This is a genomic window from Paenibacillus sp. EKM10P (assembly GCF_011800655.1).
Lineage (GTDB): Bacteria > Bacillota > Bacilli > Paenibacillales > Paenibacillaceae > Paenibacillus > Paenibacillus polymyxa.
On sequence record NZ_JAALET010000002.1, the window covers coordinates 833,740 to 852,591 of the forward strand.

The 18,852-nt window shown below is 45.7% G+C and carries 21 protein-coding genes and 2 tRNA genes; 7 read left to right on the forward strand and 16 right to left on the reverse strand.

The genetic code is table 11. The annotated features are described in order from the left end of the window. Positions 1–32: 32 nt before the first annotated feature. Complete coding sequence (locus HFE01_RS09270) at positions 33–1,319, reverse strand: MFS transporter (protein ID WP_107733349.1); 1,287 nt, start codon at positions 1,317–1,319, stop codon at positions 33–35. Positions 1,320–1,506: 187 nt separating this feature from the next. Here HFE01_RS09270 and HFE01_RS09275 point away from each other — a divergent pair, with 187 nt between their 5' ends. Further along, positions 1,507–2,982 (forward strand): aminotransferase class I/II-fold pyridoxal phosphate-dependent enzyme, encoded by a 1,476-nt coding sequence (locus HFE01_RS09275; RefSeq protein WP_016822391.1) that lies wholly within the window; start codon positions 1,507–1,509, stop codon positions 2,980–2,982. A gap of 114 nt (positions 2,983–3,096) precedes the next feature. Here the strand turns inward: HFE01_RS09275 and HFE01_RS09280 are convergent, their stop codons facing one another. Then, positions 3,097–3,402 carry a DUF1292 domain-containing protein gene (locus HFE01_RS09280; RefSeq protein ID WP_007431055.1) on the reverse strand — a complete coding sequence of 102 codons (306 nt, stop codon included), beginning with the start codon at positions 3,400–3,402 and terminating at the stop codon, positions 3,097–3,099. Positions 3,403–3,481: 79 nt separating this feature from the next. Further along, complete coding sequence (locus HFE01_RS09285; RefSeq protein WP_013371897.1) at positions 3,482–4,039, reverse strand: hypothetical protein; 558 nt, start codon at positions 4,037–4,039, stop codon at positions 3,482–3,484. A gap of 200 nt (positions 4,040–4,239) precedes the next feature. Between HFE01_RS09285 and HFE01_RS09290 the strand changes: the two genes are divergently transcribed. Next, on the forward strand, positions 4,240–4,998 hold the full coding sequence (locus HFE01_RS09290) for an MBL fold metallo-hydrolase (RefSeq protein WP_107733348.1): 759 nt from the start codon (positions 4,240–4,242) through the stop codon (positions 4,996–4,998). Between the two features lie 127 nt (positions 4,999–5,125). Here the strand turns inward: HFE01_RS09290 and HFE01_RS09295 are convergent, their stop codons facing one another. Beyond that, on the reverse strand, positions 5,126–5,362 hold the full coding sequence (locus tag HFE01_RS09295) for a DUF3892 domain-containing protein (protein WP_016822393.1): 237 nt from the start codon (positions 5,360–5,362) through the stop codon (positions 5,126–5,128). Positions 5,363–5,448: 86 nt separating this feature from the next. Then, entirely contained in the window at positions 5,449–5,892 is a 444-nt protein-coding gene (locus HFE01_RS09300; protein ID WP_017427817.1) for a GNAT family N-acetyltransferase, read from the reverse strand. Positions 5,893–6,032: 140 nt separating this feature from the next. Here HFE01_RS09300 and HFE01_RS09305 point away from each other — a divergent pair. After that, positions 6,033–6,104 (forward strand) — tRNA-Val (locus HFE01_RS09305). 178 nt (positions 6,105–6,282) lie between these two features. On the opposite strand, the gene HFE01_RS09310 is transcribed toward HFE01_RS09305, so the two are convergent. The 4 genes from HFE01_RS09310 to HFE01_RS09325 form a co-directional block, all read right to left on the reverse strand. Beyond that, entirely contained in the window at positions 6,283–6,432 is a 150-nt protein-coding gene (locus tag HFE01_RS09310; RefSeq protein ID WP_167437954.1) for a hypothetical protein, read from the reverse strand. A 292-nt stretch (positions 6,433–6,724) separates the two neighbouring features. Next, positions 6,725–6,943 (reverse strand): hypothetical protein, encoded by a 219-nt coding sequence (locus HFE01_RS09315; RefSeq protein ID WP_017427819.1) that lies wholly within the window; start codon positions 6,941–6,943, stop codon positions 6,725–6,727. Between the two features lie 41 nt (positions 6,944–6,984). After that, positions 6,985–7,437, reverse strand: coding sequence for a hypothetical protein (locus tag HFE01_RS09320; protein ID WP_017427820.1), 453 nt, complete (start codon positions 7,435–7,437; stop codon positions 6,985–6,987). Between the two features lie 48 nt (positions 7,438–7,485). Further along, positions 7,486–7,737, reverse strand: a complete 252-nt coding sequence (locus tag HFE01_RS09325; RefSeq protein WP_107733347.1) for a hypothetical protein — start codon at positions 7,735–7,737, stop codon at positions 7,486–7,488. 94 nt (positions 7,738–7,831) lie between these two features. Here HFE01_RS09325 and HFE01_RS27585 point away from each other — a divergent pair, with 94 nt between their 5' ends. Together HFE01_RS27585 and HFE01_RS09330 are read left to right on the forward strand one after the other, a co-directional pair. Beyond that, the gene (locus HFE01_RS27585; RefSeq protein ID WP_017427822.1) at positions 7,832–7,960 is read left to right on the forward strand and encodes a hypothetical protein; all 129 of its coding nucleotides are present in this window, start codon (positions 7,832–7,834) and stop codon (positions 7,958–7,960) included. A gap of 12 nt (positions 7,961–7,972) precedes the next feature. Next, the gene (locus HFE01_RS09330) at positions 7,973–8,305 is read left to right on the forward strand and encodes a hypothetical protein (RefSeq protein ID WP_017427823.1); all 333 of its coding nucleotides are present in this window, start codon (positions 7,973–7,975) and stop codon (positions 8,303–8,305) included. 82 nt (positions 8,306–8,387) lie between these two features. Here HFE01_RS09330 and HFE01_RS09335 read toward each other — a convergent pair whose 3' ends face one another. From HFE01_RS09335 to nirB, 6 genes are all read right to left on the reverse strand, one after another. After that, on the reverse strand, positions 8,388–8,669 hold the full coding sequence (locus HFE01_RS09335; RefSeq protein WP_017427824.1) for a hypothetical protein: 282 nt from the start codon (positions 8,667–8,669) through the stop codon (positions 8,388–8,390). Between the two features lie 82 nt (positions 8,670–8,751). Next, positions 8,752–8,833, reverse strand: a tRNA-OTHER gene (locus tag HFE01_RS09340). Positions 8,834–8,901: 68 nt separating this feature from the next. Then, the gene (locus tag HFE01_RS09345; RefSeq protein WP_017427825.1) at positions 8,902–9,426 is read right to left on the reverse strand and encodes a hypothetical protein; all 525 of its coding nucleotides are present in this window, start codon (positions 9,424–9,426) and stop codon (positions 8,902–8,904) included. A 237-nt stretch (positions 9,427–9,663) separates the two neighbouring features. After that, positions 9,664–10,206, reverse strand: coding sequence for a hypothetical protein (locus HFE01_RS09350; protein WP_025365222.1), 543 nt, complete (start codon positions 10,204–10,206; stop codon positions 9,664–9,666). A gap of 1,386 nt (positions 10,207–11,592) precedes the next feature. Further along, entirely contained in the window at positions 11,593–11,922 is a 330-nt protein-coding gene (nirD, locus tag HFE01_RS09360; RefSeq protein ID WP_019687974.1) for a nitrite reductase small subunit NirD, read from the reverse strand. A 12-nt stretch (positions 11,923–11,934) separates the two neighbouring features. After that, positions 11,935–14,367, reverse strand: a complete 2,433-nt coding sequence (gene nirB / locus HFE01_RS09365; RefSeq protein ID WP_167437953.1) for a nitrite reductase large subunit NirB — start codon at positions 14,365–14,367, stop codon at positions 11,935–11,937. 442 nt (positions 14,368–14,809) lie between these two features. Between nirB and HFE01_RS09370 the strand changes: the two genes are divergently transcribed. Further along, positions 14,810–15,412: an ANTAR domain-containing response regulator gene (locus HFE01_RS09370; protein WP_016822405.1), complete on the forward strand. Its 603-nt coding sequence runs from the start codon at positions 14,810–14,812 to the stop codon at positions 15,410–15,412. Between the two features lie 20 nt (positions 15,413–15,432). Next, entirely contained in the window at positions 15,433–16,506 is a 1,074-nt protein-coding gene (locus HFE01_RS09375; protein ID WP_107733343.1) for an anthranilate phosphoribosyltransferase, read from the forward strand. A 132-nt stretch (positions 16,507–16,638) separates the two neighbouring features. Here the strand turns inward: HFE01_RS09375 and nasC are convergent, their stop codons facing one another. Next, positions 16,639–18,819 carry an assimilatory nitrate reductase catalytic subunit NasC gene (gene nasC / locus HFE01_RS09380; RefSeq protein WP_107733342.1) on the reverse strand — a complete coding sequence of 727 codons (2,181 nt, stop codon included), beginning with the start codon at positions 18,817–18,819 and terminating at the stop codon, positions 16,639–16,641. Positions 18,820–18,852: the final 33 nt, after the last annotated feature.

Consider the following 18,852-nt stretch of genomic DNA (forward strand, 5'->3'; position numbering starts at 1 on the left):
ATGCGGCCCTGATCCACTTCTAAAAGCACCGTTCAAGCCTTAACAACGGTTTTTCTCCGTGGATTGCGCGCCAAAGCCAGATGGCAGCCAAACATGAGCAGCATCACGATCCCACTGATGATAAATGGAGCTGTATGTCCAGCGCGGTCCCATAGCACTCCTGAAACGAGCGGACCGATAACCATGCCAGAGCCTTGGAGTGTTAAAAAAAAGCCCCATACTGTTGCACGCTCGCTTTCCGGAATCAGTTGGGCAAGAAACGTGTTCCATGCAGGCAAAATGAGCGCATATCCCAAGCCAATAATTGCTACGGATACAAACACAAGCGGGATGGTCTGTACTGTTGAAAAGAAAAATAGCGTGGTCCCGGCAAGCAAAAATCCGATGTGCAAAAAGTACTTGGTTCCAAGGCGATCCACCAGCTTGCCACAAGGGATTAATGCCAGCACAGTCACCCCACCGCCGGCAATCAGAAGCACGCTATACAAGTTCGGTGAAATTCCGAGATCCGTCCGCGCGTACAGCGTTAGCACAGGGCTGATCAAGCCGATGACAAAGGACTGCAAAAACAGCGCAGGGTAAATTAACGGATTCACATTAAGCTTGGTTTTGAGCGTGCTGATCGTCTCCTGGATACCACTCAGCACTTGCCGCTTCTGCTTGGACTTCCCATCAGAAGATGTGAGAGCGCTCTGTTCGAGGTCACCTTTGCCAGCAGACCTGTTCGTTCCAGGCAGCATAAGAGCAACCAGTAGTAATACAATACTGCATCCTATCAAAATCATGAACACCATACCGTAAGAGTGTCCGTAGTGGGATATGGCGAAGTTCATAACGAGTGGACCCAAGCCCGTTCCGCCCATGGACGCAATTTCCAGTGTTCCCATTGCTGCACCATTATTGTTATTAGGTCCGGACATTTCGGTCGTACCAGTCATCACACAAGGCCAGAGCGGAGATGTCCCCAGTCCTAGTAACAGACACGCGATGACGAGCCACACAGGTTCCGTCAGTGCGCTTAGCATAATGATCGCTACAAGTGTAAACAACAACGCGGTTGACATCGTGCCACGGTAACCGAGCCGTTCAGCCATCCAGCCCGCCGGTGCCCGGAATGCATTGTCTCCGAAATACTGAAGCGAAAAGGCTAAACCGATAATTCCGGCCGACAGCCCCAACGTTTCTCCCATATATACCGGCAGGATCGATACCAGAAGAGATCCCTTCATAAATTCGACCAGAAACACCAGTATCCATAATTTGGCGAAAAAAGGAGTCCACAGCCGCTGCGAAGCTTTTTTTCGTCTAATTTGCTTCATCTATCCCACATCCTCCGCCTTCGTTTTTTGTCTATACATTCAGGGTTCTCCGCCTACTCCACTCTTTCGCAAATAAATGCGCCCTCAATCGCTTGCATTCCTACTTCAAACTGCTATACTCAATTTTGTTCTATTATCAATTGCACAGGATTGTCGAAATCCTGCATGAAAGGTTGTGACAACACTAATGAATCAAAGCAACACCCCGCTTTTTACTGCTTTGAAAAAGCATGCTCAGAGCAACCCGGTTCAATTTCACATCCCAGGTCATAAAAAGGGAGTGGGGGCAGATCGGGAATTTCGCGAATTTATGGGGGATAATGCTTTTTCCATAGATATGATCAATATCGCTCCATTGGACGATCTGCATCAGCCATCAGGCGTCATTGAAGAAGCTCAAAAGCTTGCAGCAGAAGCCTTCGGAGCTGATTATACTTATTACAGTGTACAGGGGACAAGCGGAGCCATTATCACCATGATTATGTCCATTTGTATGCCAGGTGATAAAATTATTGTACCCCGAAATATACACAAATCCATAATGTCTGCCATCATCTTCGCTGGTGCGAAGCCGGTATTCATTTCTCCGGTCAGTGATGAGAATCTCGGTATTCACCACGGGGTTACAACCAAGTCCGTACGCCGGGCATTGGAACGTCACCCTGACGCCAAGGGCGTCCTTGTCATCAACCCGACATATTACGGTGTGTGCGCCGATTTGAAGGAAATTGTAGATCTCGCTCACAGCTATAATGTGCCGGTCCTGGTCGATGAGGCTCACGGAGTACTGATTCATTTTCATGCTGATTTGCCGATGTCCGCCATGGAGGCGGGGGCAGACATGTCAGCTACAAGCGTTCACAAGCTGGGTGGTTCTTTGACTCAAAGCTCGATACTAAATGTAAATACAAAAAACGGATTCGTTAATCCGCAGCGTGTACAAACTATTTTCAGTATGCTGACAACGACGTCCACTTCGTACATTCTGCTGGCTTCGTTGGACACATCCCGACGCAATTTGGCCCTTAACGGCCATGAAATCGCACAACGTGCTCTGGAATTAGCTGAATATTGCCGCGCAGAGGTCAACAAAATCGAAGGGCTATATTGCTTTGGCAGTGAAATTCTTGGCACGGAAGCTACCTATGATTATGATCCGACCAAAGTAACGGTTCATATTCGCCATTTAGGCCTTACCGGATATGATGTGGAAAATTGGCTGAGAGATCACTACAATATCGAAGTTGAGCTTAGCGATATGTATAATATTCTCTGTTTGGTGACTCCTGGTGATACCAAAGAGGAAATTGACATTTTATTAAAAGCTTTGCGCGAGCTGGCTTCACTGCACTATTCCACAGGTCAGCAGCATGAGCTGGTTGTAAAGATACCGGATATACCGCAGCTCTCCCTCATTCCGAGAGACGCTTTTTACGGAGATACGGAAATCGTACCCTTCAAGGAATCTGCTGGCCGTATCATTGCAGAATTCATTTATGTATATCCACCAGGCATCCCAATCCTATTGCCGGGCGAAGTTATTTCGCAGGACAATATTGATTATATTGTAGATCATGTGGAAGTAGGCCTGCCTGTTAAAGGACCTGAGGATCGAACGGTACATCAGGTGAAGGTTATCGTTGAAACTGACGCTATTTCTTAAACAATGATCTGTTAGCATCTGCATGCAAAAAAATGTTGATGGTCAACAAAAAAAGCCCCCATTCGGGGGCTTTTCTAGTGTTTTGAAGAGCAAGAGCAGCTGCTGTATCCAATCTTATTCGTATTGGGCAACAAGCTCGCTATAAGCTGCTTCTACACGCTTCCACTCATCTTCGTCCTCAATATTGTAAAGCACCATTTCTTCGTTTTCTTCTTCCATACGAAGAATGATACCATCCGCTTCGGGATTGCCACGCTCAAGCAACAGAGCATACACGTGATCTTCTACGTCAAAGGTCTCTACCAGCACCATTTCTACATCTTTGCCATTTTCATCAGTTAGCGTAAGAACCATTTCTTCATGTTCGTGGTCATGATCGTGGTTGCAGGCTTCACCGTGTTCATGTTTGTGATCACTCATGGAAATACCTACCTTCAAATTGTTTTATTTTCCCTCGTATCGTAACATGATCAAGAGTGCAGGTCAATTTGTGGTATGCCTAATTTATCGCTGTAATGACTTTTTCGGATACCAGTGTATAACTACCGTCTTTACTTTCTTTAATGTAGAAACCGACTCGATAGTTCCCTGCTGTTTTGAAATCATACGTAAAGTCGTTCGTACGGAACCAGAAGTTATCCTTTTGCGCTCCTTTGATATCTTGGGACTGAATATCCTTTACATTGCCCGAAGGGTCGGTAATCGCTACTTTCACTCCGGAGATATCTGTTTTCAGGGTATCAATTTGGCTGAAAACATTAAACTTCACTTTGTTACCTTTATTCACGTTACCAAACACAGTATCTCCCTTGAACAGGAACATATGCACGTTTGGCTGGTCGAAGACAACTTTTCCACCAGAGGGATCAAAATTTACAAGCCCGTTAAAGTCACGGATAGGCACATAAGTTTTCCCATCAATGACAACTGCGCCATCTTTTGACACTTCTCCGTTAATAATCAACTGCACTTGGTCCTTGGCGGACTCCGCCGAAATGACGGTCCCTCCCATTATTGAAAAGGCCATCACTAGGGCCATCACTTTTCTCCATTTCATACTACATATCCCTCCATCGTTATCTGTTAAAAACCATCTGTCGTACATTTATACCTAGCTCAGCCGCACAAGTTGCGCTGTGTTTCACAAATTGTCCAAAGTTTTTACATAAGGAGCCAAATCTTTAGTTCCTGCAGCCTAGATGTTAAAATACGATTGTAGAGTGTCTTATAACACATCGTCTGGAGGGTGAATCCATAATGGGCCTAACGATACAGATGCTTGGTACAGGTAGCGCCTTTGCCAAGCATTATTACAACAACAACGCGCTGCTGGATAGCGGGGAAGGCAAGCTGCTGATCGATTGCGGTACAACCGCATCTCTAGCATTGCACCAGATGGGTGTCCCTTTGCCTGATATTGACGCTATTTTAATCACACATATTCACGCAGATCATGTCGGAGGCCTAGAGGAATTTGGTTTTCAAATGAATATCCTCCATCGTCGCAAACCTCTGCTTTATATCGCCGAACCATTAATCCACCCTTTATGGGAGCATACGCTCAAGGGCGGCATGTCACAGCAAGGTATGATTGACAAGCTTGAGGATGTATTCGAGGTAAATGTCATAACCCCTGGCGTACCCACCACCTTAGTACCGGGTATCCAGGTAGAGCTGATCCCTACACGGCATATTCCTGGTAAAAACAGTTACTCTTTGTTCATTAATGATCGTCTTTTTTATAGTGCGGACATGGTTTTTGATCCCGATTTACTTCATCATCTGGTGCATGAACGGGGATGTCGGAGCATTTTACATGAGGTTCAATTACAAGGTGCCGGAGAAGTCCATACAACGATAGATGAGCTGCTAAGCTTGCCAACACCTCTTCAAGAGCAAATTCATCTGATGCACTATAGCGACGATATGGAACAATTTAGGGATAAGGCAGGGATTATGTCCTTTCTGGAGCAGCAACGAGTATATCCGCTAGCAGAATTGGAACGTGCAGAGTAACCGAGCTAAAGGGAGTATTAACAATTAACAAAAAGCCGCCCGACTTTCCTACAAAGGATAGCTAGGCGGCTTGCTGCATATTTTTTGTATCAATGATAAGCTTGGACGTTAATGTTGCGAGTCAAGGTCAGAACAACGGCAGTTGATCTAGGTTATTAGAAGGATCTCCATCGGCATCCCCTCGAATTCGTTTGCTTCCATCCTTGGCCTTGAACACGTTGACGCCTGCAATTGAACCTGCTTCAATCTCGTTCAACGCTTGGCTATAATCCAAAATCCGTCCAGTAGACGTCTGAAATGACGCAAGATCGCCATCCCCGTTTTTACGTACTGCCGTAATTTGTTCTCGTTCTGTATTAGCCATGCTGCATCGCTCCTTATCCATAGTATAGTGGAGGAACTTTTACTAGCATGCGCATTGTACAGCTTTGTATACACCCTGTGCCTCGACTACAACTTTTTACGCATACGTACATGCGGTATTCCCGCATCGTCAAAAGGTTCATCGGAGATCGTTTCATAGCCAAGCTTTTCGTAAAACTTCTCAGCTTGACATTGAGCATCTAACAACGAGTATCTCAGCCCAAGTTCACGTGCACGTTCCTCCAGTGCTAGCAGTAATACACGTCCATAACCTGCTGCACGATGCTCCTTGAGAACGGCAATACGTTGCATTTTAGCTGTCTCTTCATCGTAATATGTCAGCCGACCAGTAGCCACCATTTCCCCATGTTCACAAATTAGCAAATGATGGGCGGTATCTCCCAGCTTGTCATAATGATCAATTTCAAGATCCAGAGGAACCTTCTGCTCTTCGACAAACACTTTGGTACGGATCAATATTGCCTTCTGCAGTTGCTCTTCTGTTGTTACAGTTATAATTTCTGCGGCCATCATCTGTTCCTCCTATCCTTAATTTCAAATGTAAACTCACTAAATTTGAATTATATATATAAATAGTCATGAAGTACAGGCGGATTTCTATTTTTTCACTTTACATATATGGTTAATACATGATATTATCTAGTAACTACAGGACGGTAGCTCAGCGGGAGAGCATTATCTTGACAGGGTAAGGGTCATGGGTTCGATCCCCATCCGTCCTATACCAAAAACCCCTTGATTTATAAAGGGTTTTTCTTATTTTTATAAACTCTTATCCGATACGAAATATGGCTCTGATACGAATTTGATACGAATCACTTTTTGATACGAAAAAGCAGCGGCTAAAACCCGCTGCTTTCGTTGTTTTGGAACACATCAAAATTAGCACCTTCAAGCCAGTTAAAAAAATACCAATTTGCTAATATATATTTCCCTGTCAGAAACTCGTAGGTCTTTTTGGGGCTCATCTTCATTATTTTCCTCAACATGCTTGGGGCGCAGAGTCATAGGGTATTGCGCCCAATCATTAGTCACTTTAATTTCGTTCATTTTCCCACTCTTTTTCTACTCCTTCTCAACAAGAAGGTTCATAATAGAAGCAAACTTATTATATATCTTGTATTTCTCAAGAACTGCCTCTACAGCAGCCTGTATCCGTTTCCGGTCGATCTCAGGAGAGAGGCTGCGCAGAACAATGGCGGAAAGAGTTTCAGAGCGAATCGAAAATGACGAGCAGTATTCATAAGGTCCAATTCCAAAGCAATACGCGTATCAAATCCACCAAGCTTTTATAATCCAATCTGCTCAACTCCGCTTCTATATTGTTTGGGTTCGAGAGATACTAAAATACTTTGTTATTTTCAGTACCAATAATGCTCAATTCCTTCTTGGCTTCGACCAAGTTATTCACATCAACCACCAACTCCCGGATCTCTTCCACTTGCATGGGCGGTTCAAGAAACTCCGGTATGTCTCCGACAAAACTACCAAACTGAAATAATCCGCGCGATGGGATCGGCGGGCCAATGTAAATTAATATGCTCTCTTTTATTGTTAACACCTCCTTCCTGGTGGAATAAGGGCAAGAAAAAAAGCTGCCTCTCAGCGACCATATAAACTAGAACTCGGTATTTTTAAAACTTGAAAATGAGCCTTGAATATTTCCGATTTTAGACGAACCAATTCATTGTAATTTATTGTTTCAGAAGCGGTTAAATAATCCTCTAATTCACGTAAGAGCAAGTTCAAAGTTATAACATCATTAACAAATAACTCCTTGTTGTGAACCTCAGAAAGTGAACTGAATCTCGGAGCAGTCTTAAGAACTCTCAATAAGTTTGTTTTATCGTAGTTACTGTTGTCTTTAAACAAATCTATTTCGAAATATACTTGCCTTAGAAAGTAAGACATTATCTGTTTCTCTTCTTCAAATTGTTTTATCCAACTTGTCCTTTTATCCTTCTCTCTATAGTATTCTGTCATAACCCACCCTGTACCGATCCCTGTTATAATGGCTATCACAACATCTTTTAAAATATCAAGTATAATCCCCATTGCTTCCTCCTAAGACATCTAAAAAAGCACCACTTAAGGTGCTTATCTTCAAAATTCAAATTTTGCTGGCAAACTTAGCTTGTTCCCCTTCACTTTCTCGTGCTCAACCTTTATCCCATATATCTCAGCGGCGAGATCTTCTTTAAAGGGAGTATGAACAATCAGTTCTACTTGATACCACGGTGAATCAGACGATAATGCGAAGAATTCACCTTCAACAGGGACTCTACTAAAGTGAAAATATTGATTCTCCCAGTTGACTTTCCCCATGTCATGAGTATGAACAAAAACTTTGGGCACTTCAAACACCTCCTTCCTTCGACACAACAATTCAACACATAGGAAGGATATTCCTTTTTATGCACCGAAAGTAATAGTACGAAAGGAGGTGTTTATGTTCCATATACTTGAAGATATCTGGGACGGTGTCTATGAACGAATAGTTAAGCCCCTTTTACAAAACGTTGCTGCGGTAGCCATTGCACTAACACTTTTAACAGCCGTATCCTACTATTTTTCATAAGGGAGAATAACTATGACAACATACTACGTTACTGGTACAAAGCAATTTACCAGTGAATTGCAAACAAAGCTCATGGAGTTGTCAAATAATGAGTTGAAAACTCCACATCCGTACACTCAGGAACTGGAACTTTTAATGTTTGCAATTACTCGGAGCAGCACTCCTGGCAAAAAAGACTTAGATTCGCGTTTCGGCGAATACTACCAGTTTATTCTGTTGAACGAACATGCGAAGAATTTACTGATAGACTACAAAGTCCCTTTTGAAATACTTGGAACTGTAGAATATGAAGATCCGATCAATGAAGGATTTAGTCTCTTGATCAGAAATACAAGATTCGTTTAAATAAATGGCACCTTGCGGACTCGAACCGCACATTTTCTTTAGGCGCTTAAAGTCCCCGGAGTTGATCCGGGGATAAACACTATTACAGCTCTTTGACTACCTTGGCTATATGGACCGGAATCGTAAGGCCCTCGCTCTCAGTCAATGAACTATCTACATGCAGCTTGATAGCCAATTGGTCGTATTCTCCCGTGCCTGTAGGGACTACAGGGTTACCATATGCGTGTGGACCTGCAAAGCTTACTACTCTACCAGTGGGGCTATACTTACGAGCCTCAGCCTCGGTATTTACCACCTTAAAGATATTATCCGAACCAAGATACCCAAATCCGCCGTTACGTACTGCGCTTGCCTCTGTACTCATTACAAAACACTTCCTTTTCTATTATTGTGAAAACAAAAAGAGCGACGCATATACGCCACTCTCATTAGGTCTTTTAATTAGGTGCACGGTGTGGGAATTGAACCCACGCCTTTAGGTCTGTTTTACTCGGGCCCGCCTGTGCTCTACCACTGAGCTAACCGTGCATAATGGTGATATTGAAGAAACTAAAAAGGTCGGCACGATAGCCGACCTCCTCATTGCATTTAAATTATTATTCCAATTCCTCTCTTGTGTTACCTATGCGAACCGACATACCACCCTCCATAGGACCGCCTGGTGAAGTAAGGTTTACATAGAAACTACCAACAGTCCAAGCACTTGAGTTGATTTCATCAAATGTTTCACCTTTTTCTATTCTTCCCTTCATTTTAACCGGACCACTAGCTGACCCCTGAGTTACTGTTATATTAATCGGGGCTTTCCCATCATTATGCACATACACTCTAGCATATCCGTATTTCGGATCAACATAGAAACGCTCTGACATGTCGGTGTTTGCAAGAGACTTGTTCAGCACCTTATTTGTGTCTTGAGGAGTAATAACATGATCTCCCGCTTTTGGTGTATTCACATCGGTCGATGTGTTTGCAGATTGGGAAACTGCTGTTGAGCCAGTTGTAGCTGGTGTAGAATCAGTTACAGCATTTGAATCTGCAAAAATCGCATTGGGTACGGCAATAGCTCCCCCAATTAGTCCTAGTGCCAAGGCTGGTGCAATAAAATGTTTTTTCTTCAAAGCTTATTCCTCCTATATTTGTATATTTAACTACCACCTCAGTCTACTAAAAGATTCCATGTTTTTTAATTTTTCTTACAATAAGATCATATTAAGGTAAAGCAAAGAGGGCAGACCATGACGGTTTGCCCTGTGTTTGTGTTGAGTTGGTTTCTGCATACGCACGTATGAAAATAGAGCCGTACAATGAAGCTACGGCTCTTCTCACGTATTTTATGTGTGTATCCTTATAGCTTATTAAAGTTCAGATGTATTATCTGTTGTAAAACCACTAAATGTTACATCTACTGGTTTAGTTCCATCTCCATTCTTTCCACCTCTGAAGGTCACTGTATAGTCACCAGATCGCACACCTTGCTTAACTCCGGGATAACTCTTCCAACTGTCCGAACTTTTTCCGCTCAAGACTTCTTCATAATAATTTTTATTAGTGTCATTATGTGTCACAATTATTTTTACTGGATCACTAGAATTGTTCTTAAAGTTAATTTTAACATACCCATATCCACCAGTCACTTTAAAGGGAGCTGTCGCACTACCTTCGCCAGGTAAGCTTTTCACAGTACTCCCGAATTTATCCTGCTGGTGTTGAGGAGTAATAACATGATCTCCTTGTGTTGGTGTATTCACATCAGTCGATGTGTTTGCAGACTGGGAAACTGCTGTTGAGTCAGTTGTAGCTGGTGCAACATCCGTAGTAACTGCGGCAGAAGCAGTTAATGGAATTGCAAGAGCTAAAGACAAAACGGATACTACAGAAGCTTTTTTGATGTTTTTCATGTTCAGATGCCTTCTTTCTTTTAATTTTTTTGTACCTGCACAACTTTATCAATCAAATCATTATGTATAGAATCTATTAGAGCATTCATGATTGATAAAGTTTTAACAGGTATTTATGAACATTTACATTATAAGTATTTTATTGTAATTATTCAACAAAAAAAATGGGTTCTGATTCCATGTTAGCAGAAGCCTGGGTTTGAACCGGGACCAGCCAGAAATGAATCCAGTAGCACACCAAGTATTCTGCATGAAACCGCTGGCGGATTCGAACCACCGACACACCCACCCATTCTTTTTCGCGAGAGGAATCGAACCTTCGTGGATATACCCCACTGCAGTTATGATAATAGATGTGGACATGGCACTTTCACCCTTGCATGCAGCCTTTTTCTAGGTACTTTCTTACGCGACCAGTTGCGCTCCTGATCCACTCTTTAGCGGCTAGGATCACTGTCATGAGGAGTGCGCTTGTCAGACGCACATTAGCAAGAGTGGAGTAGTGAAAACAGAAAGAGCAACATGCCCACTTATCCTACCCTAGCGGCTCTCTGTAGGTCTTATAGCAAGAGGATAACTGGTACCGCTCGTTTTACACCTACCACCGTCAAACAGGCATGTGTTTGTGTGGGGTGCTGCTCTCTCTTTGTTTTCCATGTTACTAATTTACCGTGTGTGAAACCTAATAGATCACAAATATTTTCATTTTACGATCAATTTTTTCGTAATATTTTTTCAATTCAATAGTTTGCTAGCATACTATTATTGAAAGGGATATAAACAAAGAGGATTTGCGGCTTCAACTGGGGATATCTGCTGCTGCAATGGCAAAGATGAAAATATATAATCATACACTAGTCTCACTTGGACACCTTGCCATTAGCAGCATCACACCACGCCACATTCAAGACTTTTATAATGATCAGCAAAAACCCTGTTTCGTTAGTCGAACGGCTAAAGCTCGAAAAAAGGAAATGCAGGTATGGACCTTGGAACAGGCACTCGCCTTCCTAGAAGCTTCAAAAGACGATATGTATTATATTGTGCTCCTTCTTACTCTAACTACCGGAGTGCGGAGATATTAGGAATTCGGTAGAAGGACGTGGATTTCGGTAAGAAAACTATATCAATCACTCAGATTATGAGTAGTGATGGTAAAGATTTTTAAGTTGGTGCCGAGACGAGAAACTGGCCGTCGTTCAAGATTTAGGCGAAAAAAAAGCCAACCAGAAGTAAGGTTGACTTTTTATATACACCACGCTTAAGCAGCAATGTCTCTTTTTTCAGCAAGATTGAATTCTAGAGAATTGTTCGGCAATACGTATCTCTTCTATTATATAGAAGAACAACTAAGCCCAGCACCCCAAGCAAATAAACCTAATGCCCCTAGATTACGATGTAAACTGCTCCACTCTCACTGTCAATCTCCGTCGGGTAAGTGGTCACACATCCAGTATCCGGCTCTTGCACCTGACCAGTGGACAGGTCGACTTTCCAATCATGGAGCGGACAATGGACCACCGATCCACATATCATTCCTTCGGATAGCCGTCCCCCTTTGTGTGGACAACGGTTCTCAAGCGCACGCACGCTGCCGTCACTAAGGCGAAATACGGCTATCTCTGCATTATGAATGCGAACTGTTCTTGCTCCACGTCGGTCAATCTCGTTCAGATCTGCTATCCTGATTCTGCTGGTTATCGTATTGCTCTCCATTTGGTCAGCCTCCTATTCTATTACTGCCTTAAGCTCCGGCAGCTGTACAAAGTTTTTGCGCAGCTCTTCGTTATGAATGATTTCGTGCCACGGATCAGTCGTTGTGCTTAACGTCTCCTCAATTCTGCTTACCAGTTGCTGCCTCGTCTCCGCATTTGCTAATACCTGTTTGATCGACTCTACGCCTACCCGTTCTACCCAATGAGCTGTTCGCTCGTTCCAATTCGCCTGCTCACGGTAATACTGTAAATAGGCACCAGTCCATTCCATCACTTCATCCTCGGTTTTTACAGTACACAGCAGTTCTGCTGCCCGCACTTTAATACCGCCGTTACCTCCAATGTAGATCCCCCAGCCACCGTCAATAGCGACAACACCCAAGTCCTTGATCGTCGCTTCTGCGCAGTTACGCGGACAGCCCGACACAGCCAGTTTGACTTTGGATGGCGCATTCAGACGTTCGAATGCCTTTTCCAACCGGATGCCCATGCCCATAGCGTCCTGTGTGCCGAAGCGACAAAAAGTGTTACCGACACACGTCTTGACCGTTCGCAATGTCTTTCCATATGCATATCCAGATGGCATATCCAATTCGGACCAGATTCCCGGTAGATCTTCTTTTTTTACACCAAGCAGGTCAAGACGTTGACCACCCGTAAATTTAACCAAAGGCACATTGTATTTCTCCGCGACAGCAGCAATCTTCTTCAGGTCGGCAGGTGAAGTAACTCCTCCATAAATGCGGGGCACCACAGAGTAGGTGCCATCTTTCTGAATATTGGCATGGTACCTTTCATTCGTAAATCTGGATTCCTTCTCATCCTCATAATCCAGTGGCCACAGCATACCTAGATAATAGTTGAGGGCTGGCCGGCATTTGGTACATCCTTCAGGTTCGTTCCAGCCCAGCACGTTCATCACTTCTTTGACGCTCTTCAACCCCATTTCTCGGATACCATCAATAATCGCTTCCCGATCAAGTGTCGTACAGCCACATATCCCCTCTTTAATCGATTCTCCGGCTTCTGCACCTGCGTACAGCTGTAAGAGCCCCTCCACTAATGGCTTGCAGCCGCCGCATGATGCCGATGCCTTCGTGCAGGCCTTAATTTCCCCAAGACTCTTACAGCCAGCCGCAACCGCCTCTCCAATGTCACCCTTGGATACACCATTACATCCGCATACAATTTCGTCTTCAGGCATCTGCTCCAGCATCATGGTGCCACTACCTTCTGATTGACCAGGGTTAAAGCCAAGTAACAACTCTTTCTCTCGACCAACCACCGACTCCCCACTTTTAATCAGAGAAAACAACTTGGCTCCATCAGAGGTATCCCCAAACAGAACGGCACCGATCAGTTTTTCTTCCTTAATGACGATTTTTTTGTAGACGCCATCAATATCATCCTGATACCGCAGTGATCGCGTTCCCGACTCATCCTTGTAATTTCCTGCTGAAAATACATCGACGCCCGATACCTTCAATCTTGTAGAAGTAACGGAACCACTGTAGCCAGGAGTCTCCATTCCCGCGAGTCGCTGAGCCAGGACGCCCCCCTGCTCATATAATGGGGCAACCAGACCGTAAGTGATTCCCCGGTGTTCTGCACATTCTCCAACGGCATATATGCCAGGAATATTCGTTTCCATGTGATCATTTACGATGACACCGCGGTTTACGGGGATTCCCGCTGACACCGCCAGTTCAATGTCTGGTTTGATACCTACCGCCATAACGATCAAATCCGCTTCCAGTTCGCTGCCATCAGCAAACTTTAGCCCTTCCACGCGACGACGCCCGGTGATAGCCGCCGTCCGCTTATTGACCAGAAAAGTCATTCCCTGTTCCTCCAGCTCGCGCCGTAACATAAGGGAAGCAGCCTCATCCAGCTGCCGATCCATAATATAACCGTTAATATGAATAACTGTAACGTCCATTCCCAAATTGAGTAGCCCCCTGGCTGCCTCTAGCCCAAGCAATCCGCCGCCGATAACGGCCGCTTTTTTGTGCGTCTTCGCCGTCTCCATCATCATCTCGCAGTCACGAATATCCCGGAACCCAATCACACCATCCTTGTCGGCTCCTGGAAGCGGCAAAATGAAGGCTTTAGAACCTGTTGCCAACAACAGTAAATCATAAGAGACGCATACACCGGATCGTGAAGTCACCTGTCGCTTTTCCGTATCGATCGCTGTGACAGGATCATCGGTATACAATCGGATATTATTGTCTTCATACCAATTCCAATCGTTGATGATAATATCCTGCAAACCTGCTCCACCGGCCAGAACAGAGGACAGCATGATCCGATTATAGTTTGGATGGGGCTCGGCCCCAAATACCGTAATCTCATAGACACCTGGTGCGATCTTCAGCAAATGTTCGAGAGTGCGTATCCCCGCCATTCCGTTGCCGACCAGCACTAATTTTTGGATGTAGTTCATTAGGTCACTCCCTCTTCATTTCTATCCTTAAAACATAAAAAGCCTGCTTCACATACGGGGATGCAAAACATCCCTCCACATGTGAAAACAGGCTCCATTGCCGTTTCATCGAATACGCCGTTGTATCCATCAGAGTATGAATTTAAAGTACTGTAGCCAATATATAACGATTCAAATCACATGTCAATATTCCTTACGCAAAATCTCGTAAAAATAATATTTTATCACTAAGTAACATATTGATGACGTATAAAATATCACTCTTCTACAAAATTAGGATTGATTTTCAGTCCAAAACACGCCAAAATGGTTTAAAAGTCCGTTTCCACTTCATTATGATGGAAAAGCAAACCCATCTCATCAAGTTATATGTCACATTTCTTATCAAGACATACAATCCTATGCTTATTTACCCTTCATGTTAAAGAGAGGAGGAGCCCGCTTGCGTTCCTTGTTGGTAATTCACTCACATGCTGACCCTGCATCCGAGCAGGCAGACACCATTCCCTCATGGCAGGCAGAACCTGAGCACCTTTTAGAATCCAACGGATACCTGCCTTTGCCCTGCCGCCATGAATCTGAAATCAAACAGCTCATCCATAATGCAGATGCGGCCGTACTAAACATACCTGTCGGCACAATCAGTATGTGGAGTAGCAGGTTGGAGCAAACCAAAGCAATTCCGTTGCTCTGGTGGTGCAGCGCGACATCAGCGCTGTCATCGACGGAGGCTTGTGAAGCAGACGTGACTGTCGACGGTATTCTAACCCCTTCCATGGCAGCCCATGAGCTGAATTGGGCCCTTCATTTTAGCGCCAAACGCTTTTTTGAACGCCAGCATTGGCAAAGTGAACGCAAACAACTGACCGCTCGGCTGGAAGAACGCAAATGGATTGATATGGCGAAGGGGATACTTGGCGAAGTAAACGGCATCCCGGAAGCGGAGGCATATGACCTACTGCGTAAAAAAGCGATGAATGAGCGCAAACGAATCGTTGATGTGGCCATCTCCATTGTGAAAGCACAGCAAATGCTAAAAGCATAAATCTGAAAGGGGCCTTGAACATGAATATCATTGAAATATTAAAAGAAGTTGGGCGCGGCAAAAGAGGCGCTCGTGATCTGAACTATGCCGAAGCCGAAGCTGCCGCCGAACTGATTATGACCCGGTCAGCAACCCCAGCTCAAATCGGTGCCTTCTTTGCCGCGGAACGCATCAAAATGGAGAGTGTTGCCGAGCTGGAAGCATTCGTTAATGTCTGTCGCAAATATTCCCACCGTTTTCCCATGCAGGAAGGCATTGATTTCGCCGGTCCGTACGACGGTAGGAAGTCATCATTTATTGCTACCTTCGCAACTGCCTTTCTACTTGCCTCATACGGATTACCTGTAACGATGCATGGGAGTGCACCCCTCCCTCCCAAATGGGGGGTTACACTCCCACTTTTGTTGCAGGAGATGGGGGTAGCGACTGCGGACATGTCACACGAAACCGTCATTCATGCTGCGAAGCAGACAGGCGTGCTTTTCGTTGTTTCCGAACAATGGTGCACGCCCCTGCGGGATCTGCGGTCTATTCGCGAAGAGTTGGGGCTTCGCACAGTACTGAACACAGCCGAGAAACTGGTTGATTACGGTTCCTCCCCGTACATTGTATTTGGTGTTTTCCACAACACCGTATTCGACAAGACGGCGAAGGTCATGCAAAATCTGAGTTATCACAGGGCTTTGATCGTCCAGGGGAGCGAAGGATCGGAGGACCTATTCATCGATCGACCGACCCGGACTTACCTGTTTGCTAATGGTAAGGTGTCCCTCCAGGTTATAGATCCCGAAATGTACGGGCTGGATTCGGTAGTACCAGAACACCGCTGGACCCCTGCTGAACAGCTGCGCATATCAGAGGAAGTGCTGCAAGGCACAGCTCCTACTGCCTTCTCGAATCAAGTGTTGCTCAACGGCGCGGTACGACTGTTCATTGCAGGGCGGGTCGACTCCATTGAGGAAGGCTTGTACACCTGCAAGCCGCTGCTTGAAAACGGGAACGCCTGGGAGTTGTACTGCCGCTGGCGTGAAGCTATGTTGAGAAAAGAAATAAAAACGGGTGCCAACACATCCGAACCCCATTTTCATTTATAAAACTCGTCTCCTACAGTCCAGCATTTATCGGGACATAAACTGAACTACTCAAAAAGGTCCGCCCCCATGCTCATGCAAAGGGGGCGGGCCTTTTATGCAAGGAAAAAGAAAATGCACTCACACCTTCCTGTTCTAGAACTGTGACCACTCCCCGTTATGTCCACTGGTTGCAGCTACAGCTAGGCGGAGGGGACGGATGCATACAGCTGCCGTCTTGAAGCCGGGCATCCGGCAGAACGGATCAAGGTCTGGTCGGGTCGCCCGATTTACATTTTGCGTCCCGCCCCAATGCATGGGCACGAAAAGCGTGTCTTCGCGAATATGTGGCCTGATCCGGCTGCGGACGGTGAAGCTGCCGCGCTGGGATGTTATTTCCACCCACTCCCCGTCCCTGATATACCAGCGCTGCGCAGTACGCGGATGAATTTCTACATAATTCTCAATCTCACGCGCGGCCAGCGAAGGACTTCTGCGTGTTTGCGCGCCAGTCAAATAGTGAGCCAGCACGCGGCCATTCGTCAAAGTAAGCGGATATTCCTCGGATATTTCCTCTCCTGCTCCACAGCTTTCAACCACTGTAAAAACAGCCCTTCGGTCGGAAAGAGCAAAACTTTCCCGAAACATCGTATCCGTACCAGCTTCATCCATAGATGGGCATGGCCAATACACCCCTTCCTCGCGACGCAGCCTGTCATAAGTGATCCCGTAATAATCAGCAAGCCCCCCTCGGCTAGCGAGACGCAGTTCTTCAAAGATATCCTCTGCATCCTTATATGCGAAGTACCTCCCCTTGTTCAACCTTGCAGCTATTTGGCATAAAATGCTCCAGTCATCTCTAGCTTCGCCCGGTGCAAGGCGCACCGCTTCCCGCAGCAAAACGCGGCCTTCCAGATTAGTCATCGTTCCCGTATTCTCCAAATAAGACGTCACAGGCAAAACAACGTCGGCCATTCGTGCCGTTTCAGTGAGAAACATATCCGCCACAATCAACAAATCCAGCTTTTCCAGCGCGTCCTCGACCAACCGTGCATTCGGGTTAGACACAACAGGATTAGAGCCCATCACGAACAGCGCTTGAATTTCTCCCTGATTCACAAGCTCCATCATTTCATAGGCCGATACTCCTTTTCCCGGCAAGCTGCTTGGTTCAACTTTCCACACGGACGCAACATAGGCTCGGTCTGCTTCATTCTCAATCGATCTGTAACCAGGAAGCTGATCAGCCTTTTGACCGTGCTCTCGCCCCCCTTGCCCGTTCCCCTGACCTGTGATGGCACCATACCCACACCCTTCTCTTCCAATCTTTCCGGTGGCCAGCACGAGATTAAGAAATGCACGCACCGCCATATGCCCATCTGTCTGCTGTTCGACACCCCTGGCTGTAAAAACGATGCCAGTCTCCACGCCACCAAAGGCACGTGCTGCCTGCCGGATCATTTCTGCCTCAATTCCGCACAACGCAGCCGATTCGTTCAGATTCACCCCATTCAAATGAGTCAACAACTGGTCATACCCGTTGGTCCGCTTGCGGATAAATTCTTCATTTATCAATCCCTCATCCACGACGACCTTTAGCATGGCATTGGCCAGCACAGCATCCGTACCTGGTCTGATTTGCAGGTGCAGATCGGCTATTGCCGCTGTGGGAGTCGTGCGCGGGTCAATTACGATGATAAACGCGCCATTTTCCTTCGCTTGGTGAAAATAAGGCATTAACGTCGGCTGACACTCAGCGATATTCGTGCCTGCAAGCACAATACAACGAGCCAACGGAATATCAGCCAGCCTACAGGTCAGTCCGCGGTCAACACCAAACACTTTGCTGCCAGCAGATGCTGCCGCCGACATGCAGAAGCGCCCGTTATAATCAATATAGCGCGTACCTATAGCCACTCTGGCAAATTTCCCAAGTAAATAAGCCGTTTCATTCGATAACGAGCCTCCGCCGTAAATGCCGATTCCATCAGGACCCTGCTTGGACAGTAGCGAAGAGAAACTGCTGGTTACAGCATCCATCGCCTCTCCCCATGGGACAGGAACGAGCCTACCCTCTTTGCGCAGGAGAGGCTGTGTCAGCCTTTCTGCATGAGTTGCATGCTGATGCGCATTCATTCCCTTGATGCACAACCTGCCTTGTGAGGCTGCATTAGGTTTCCCTTCCGCTTTATACACCGTTCGAACGATACCCGCGAGTGCTTCCGTTTCCGTACTAACGGTCATCTTACATTGCACGCTGCAAAATGGGCACTGTGTCTCCACCACAGGGAGGACGTATTGACCGGCTTCCAGTTTGTTTTCTCCTGACTGACACATAAAAGTCACCTTCCCTCTCCATTCACTACAACT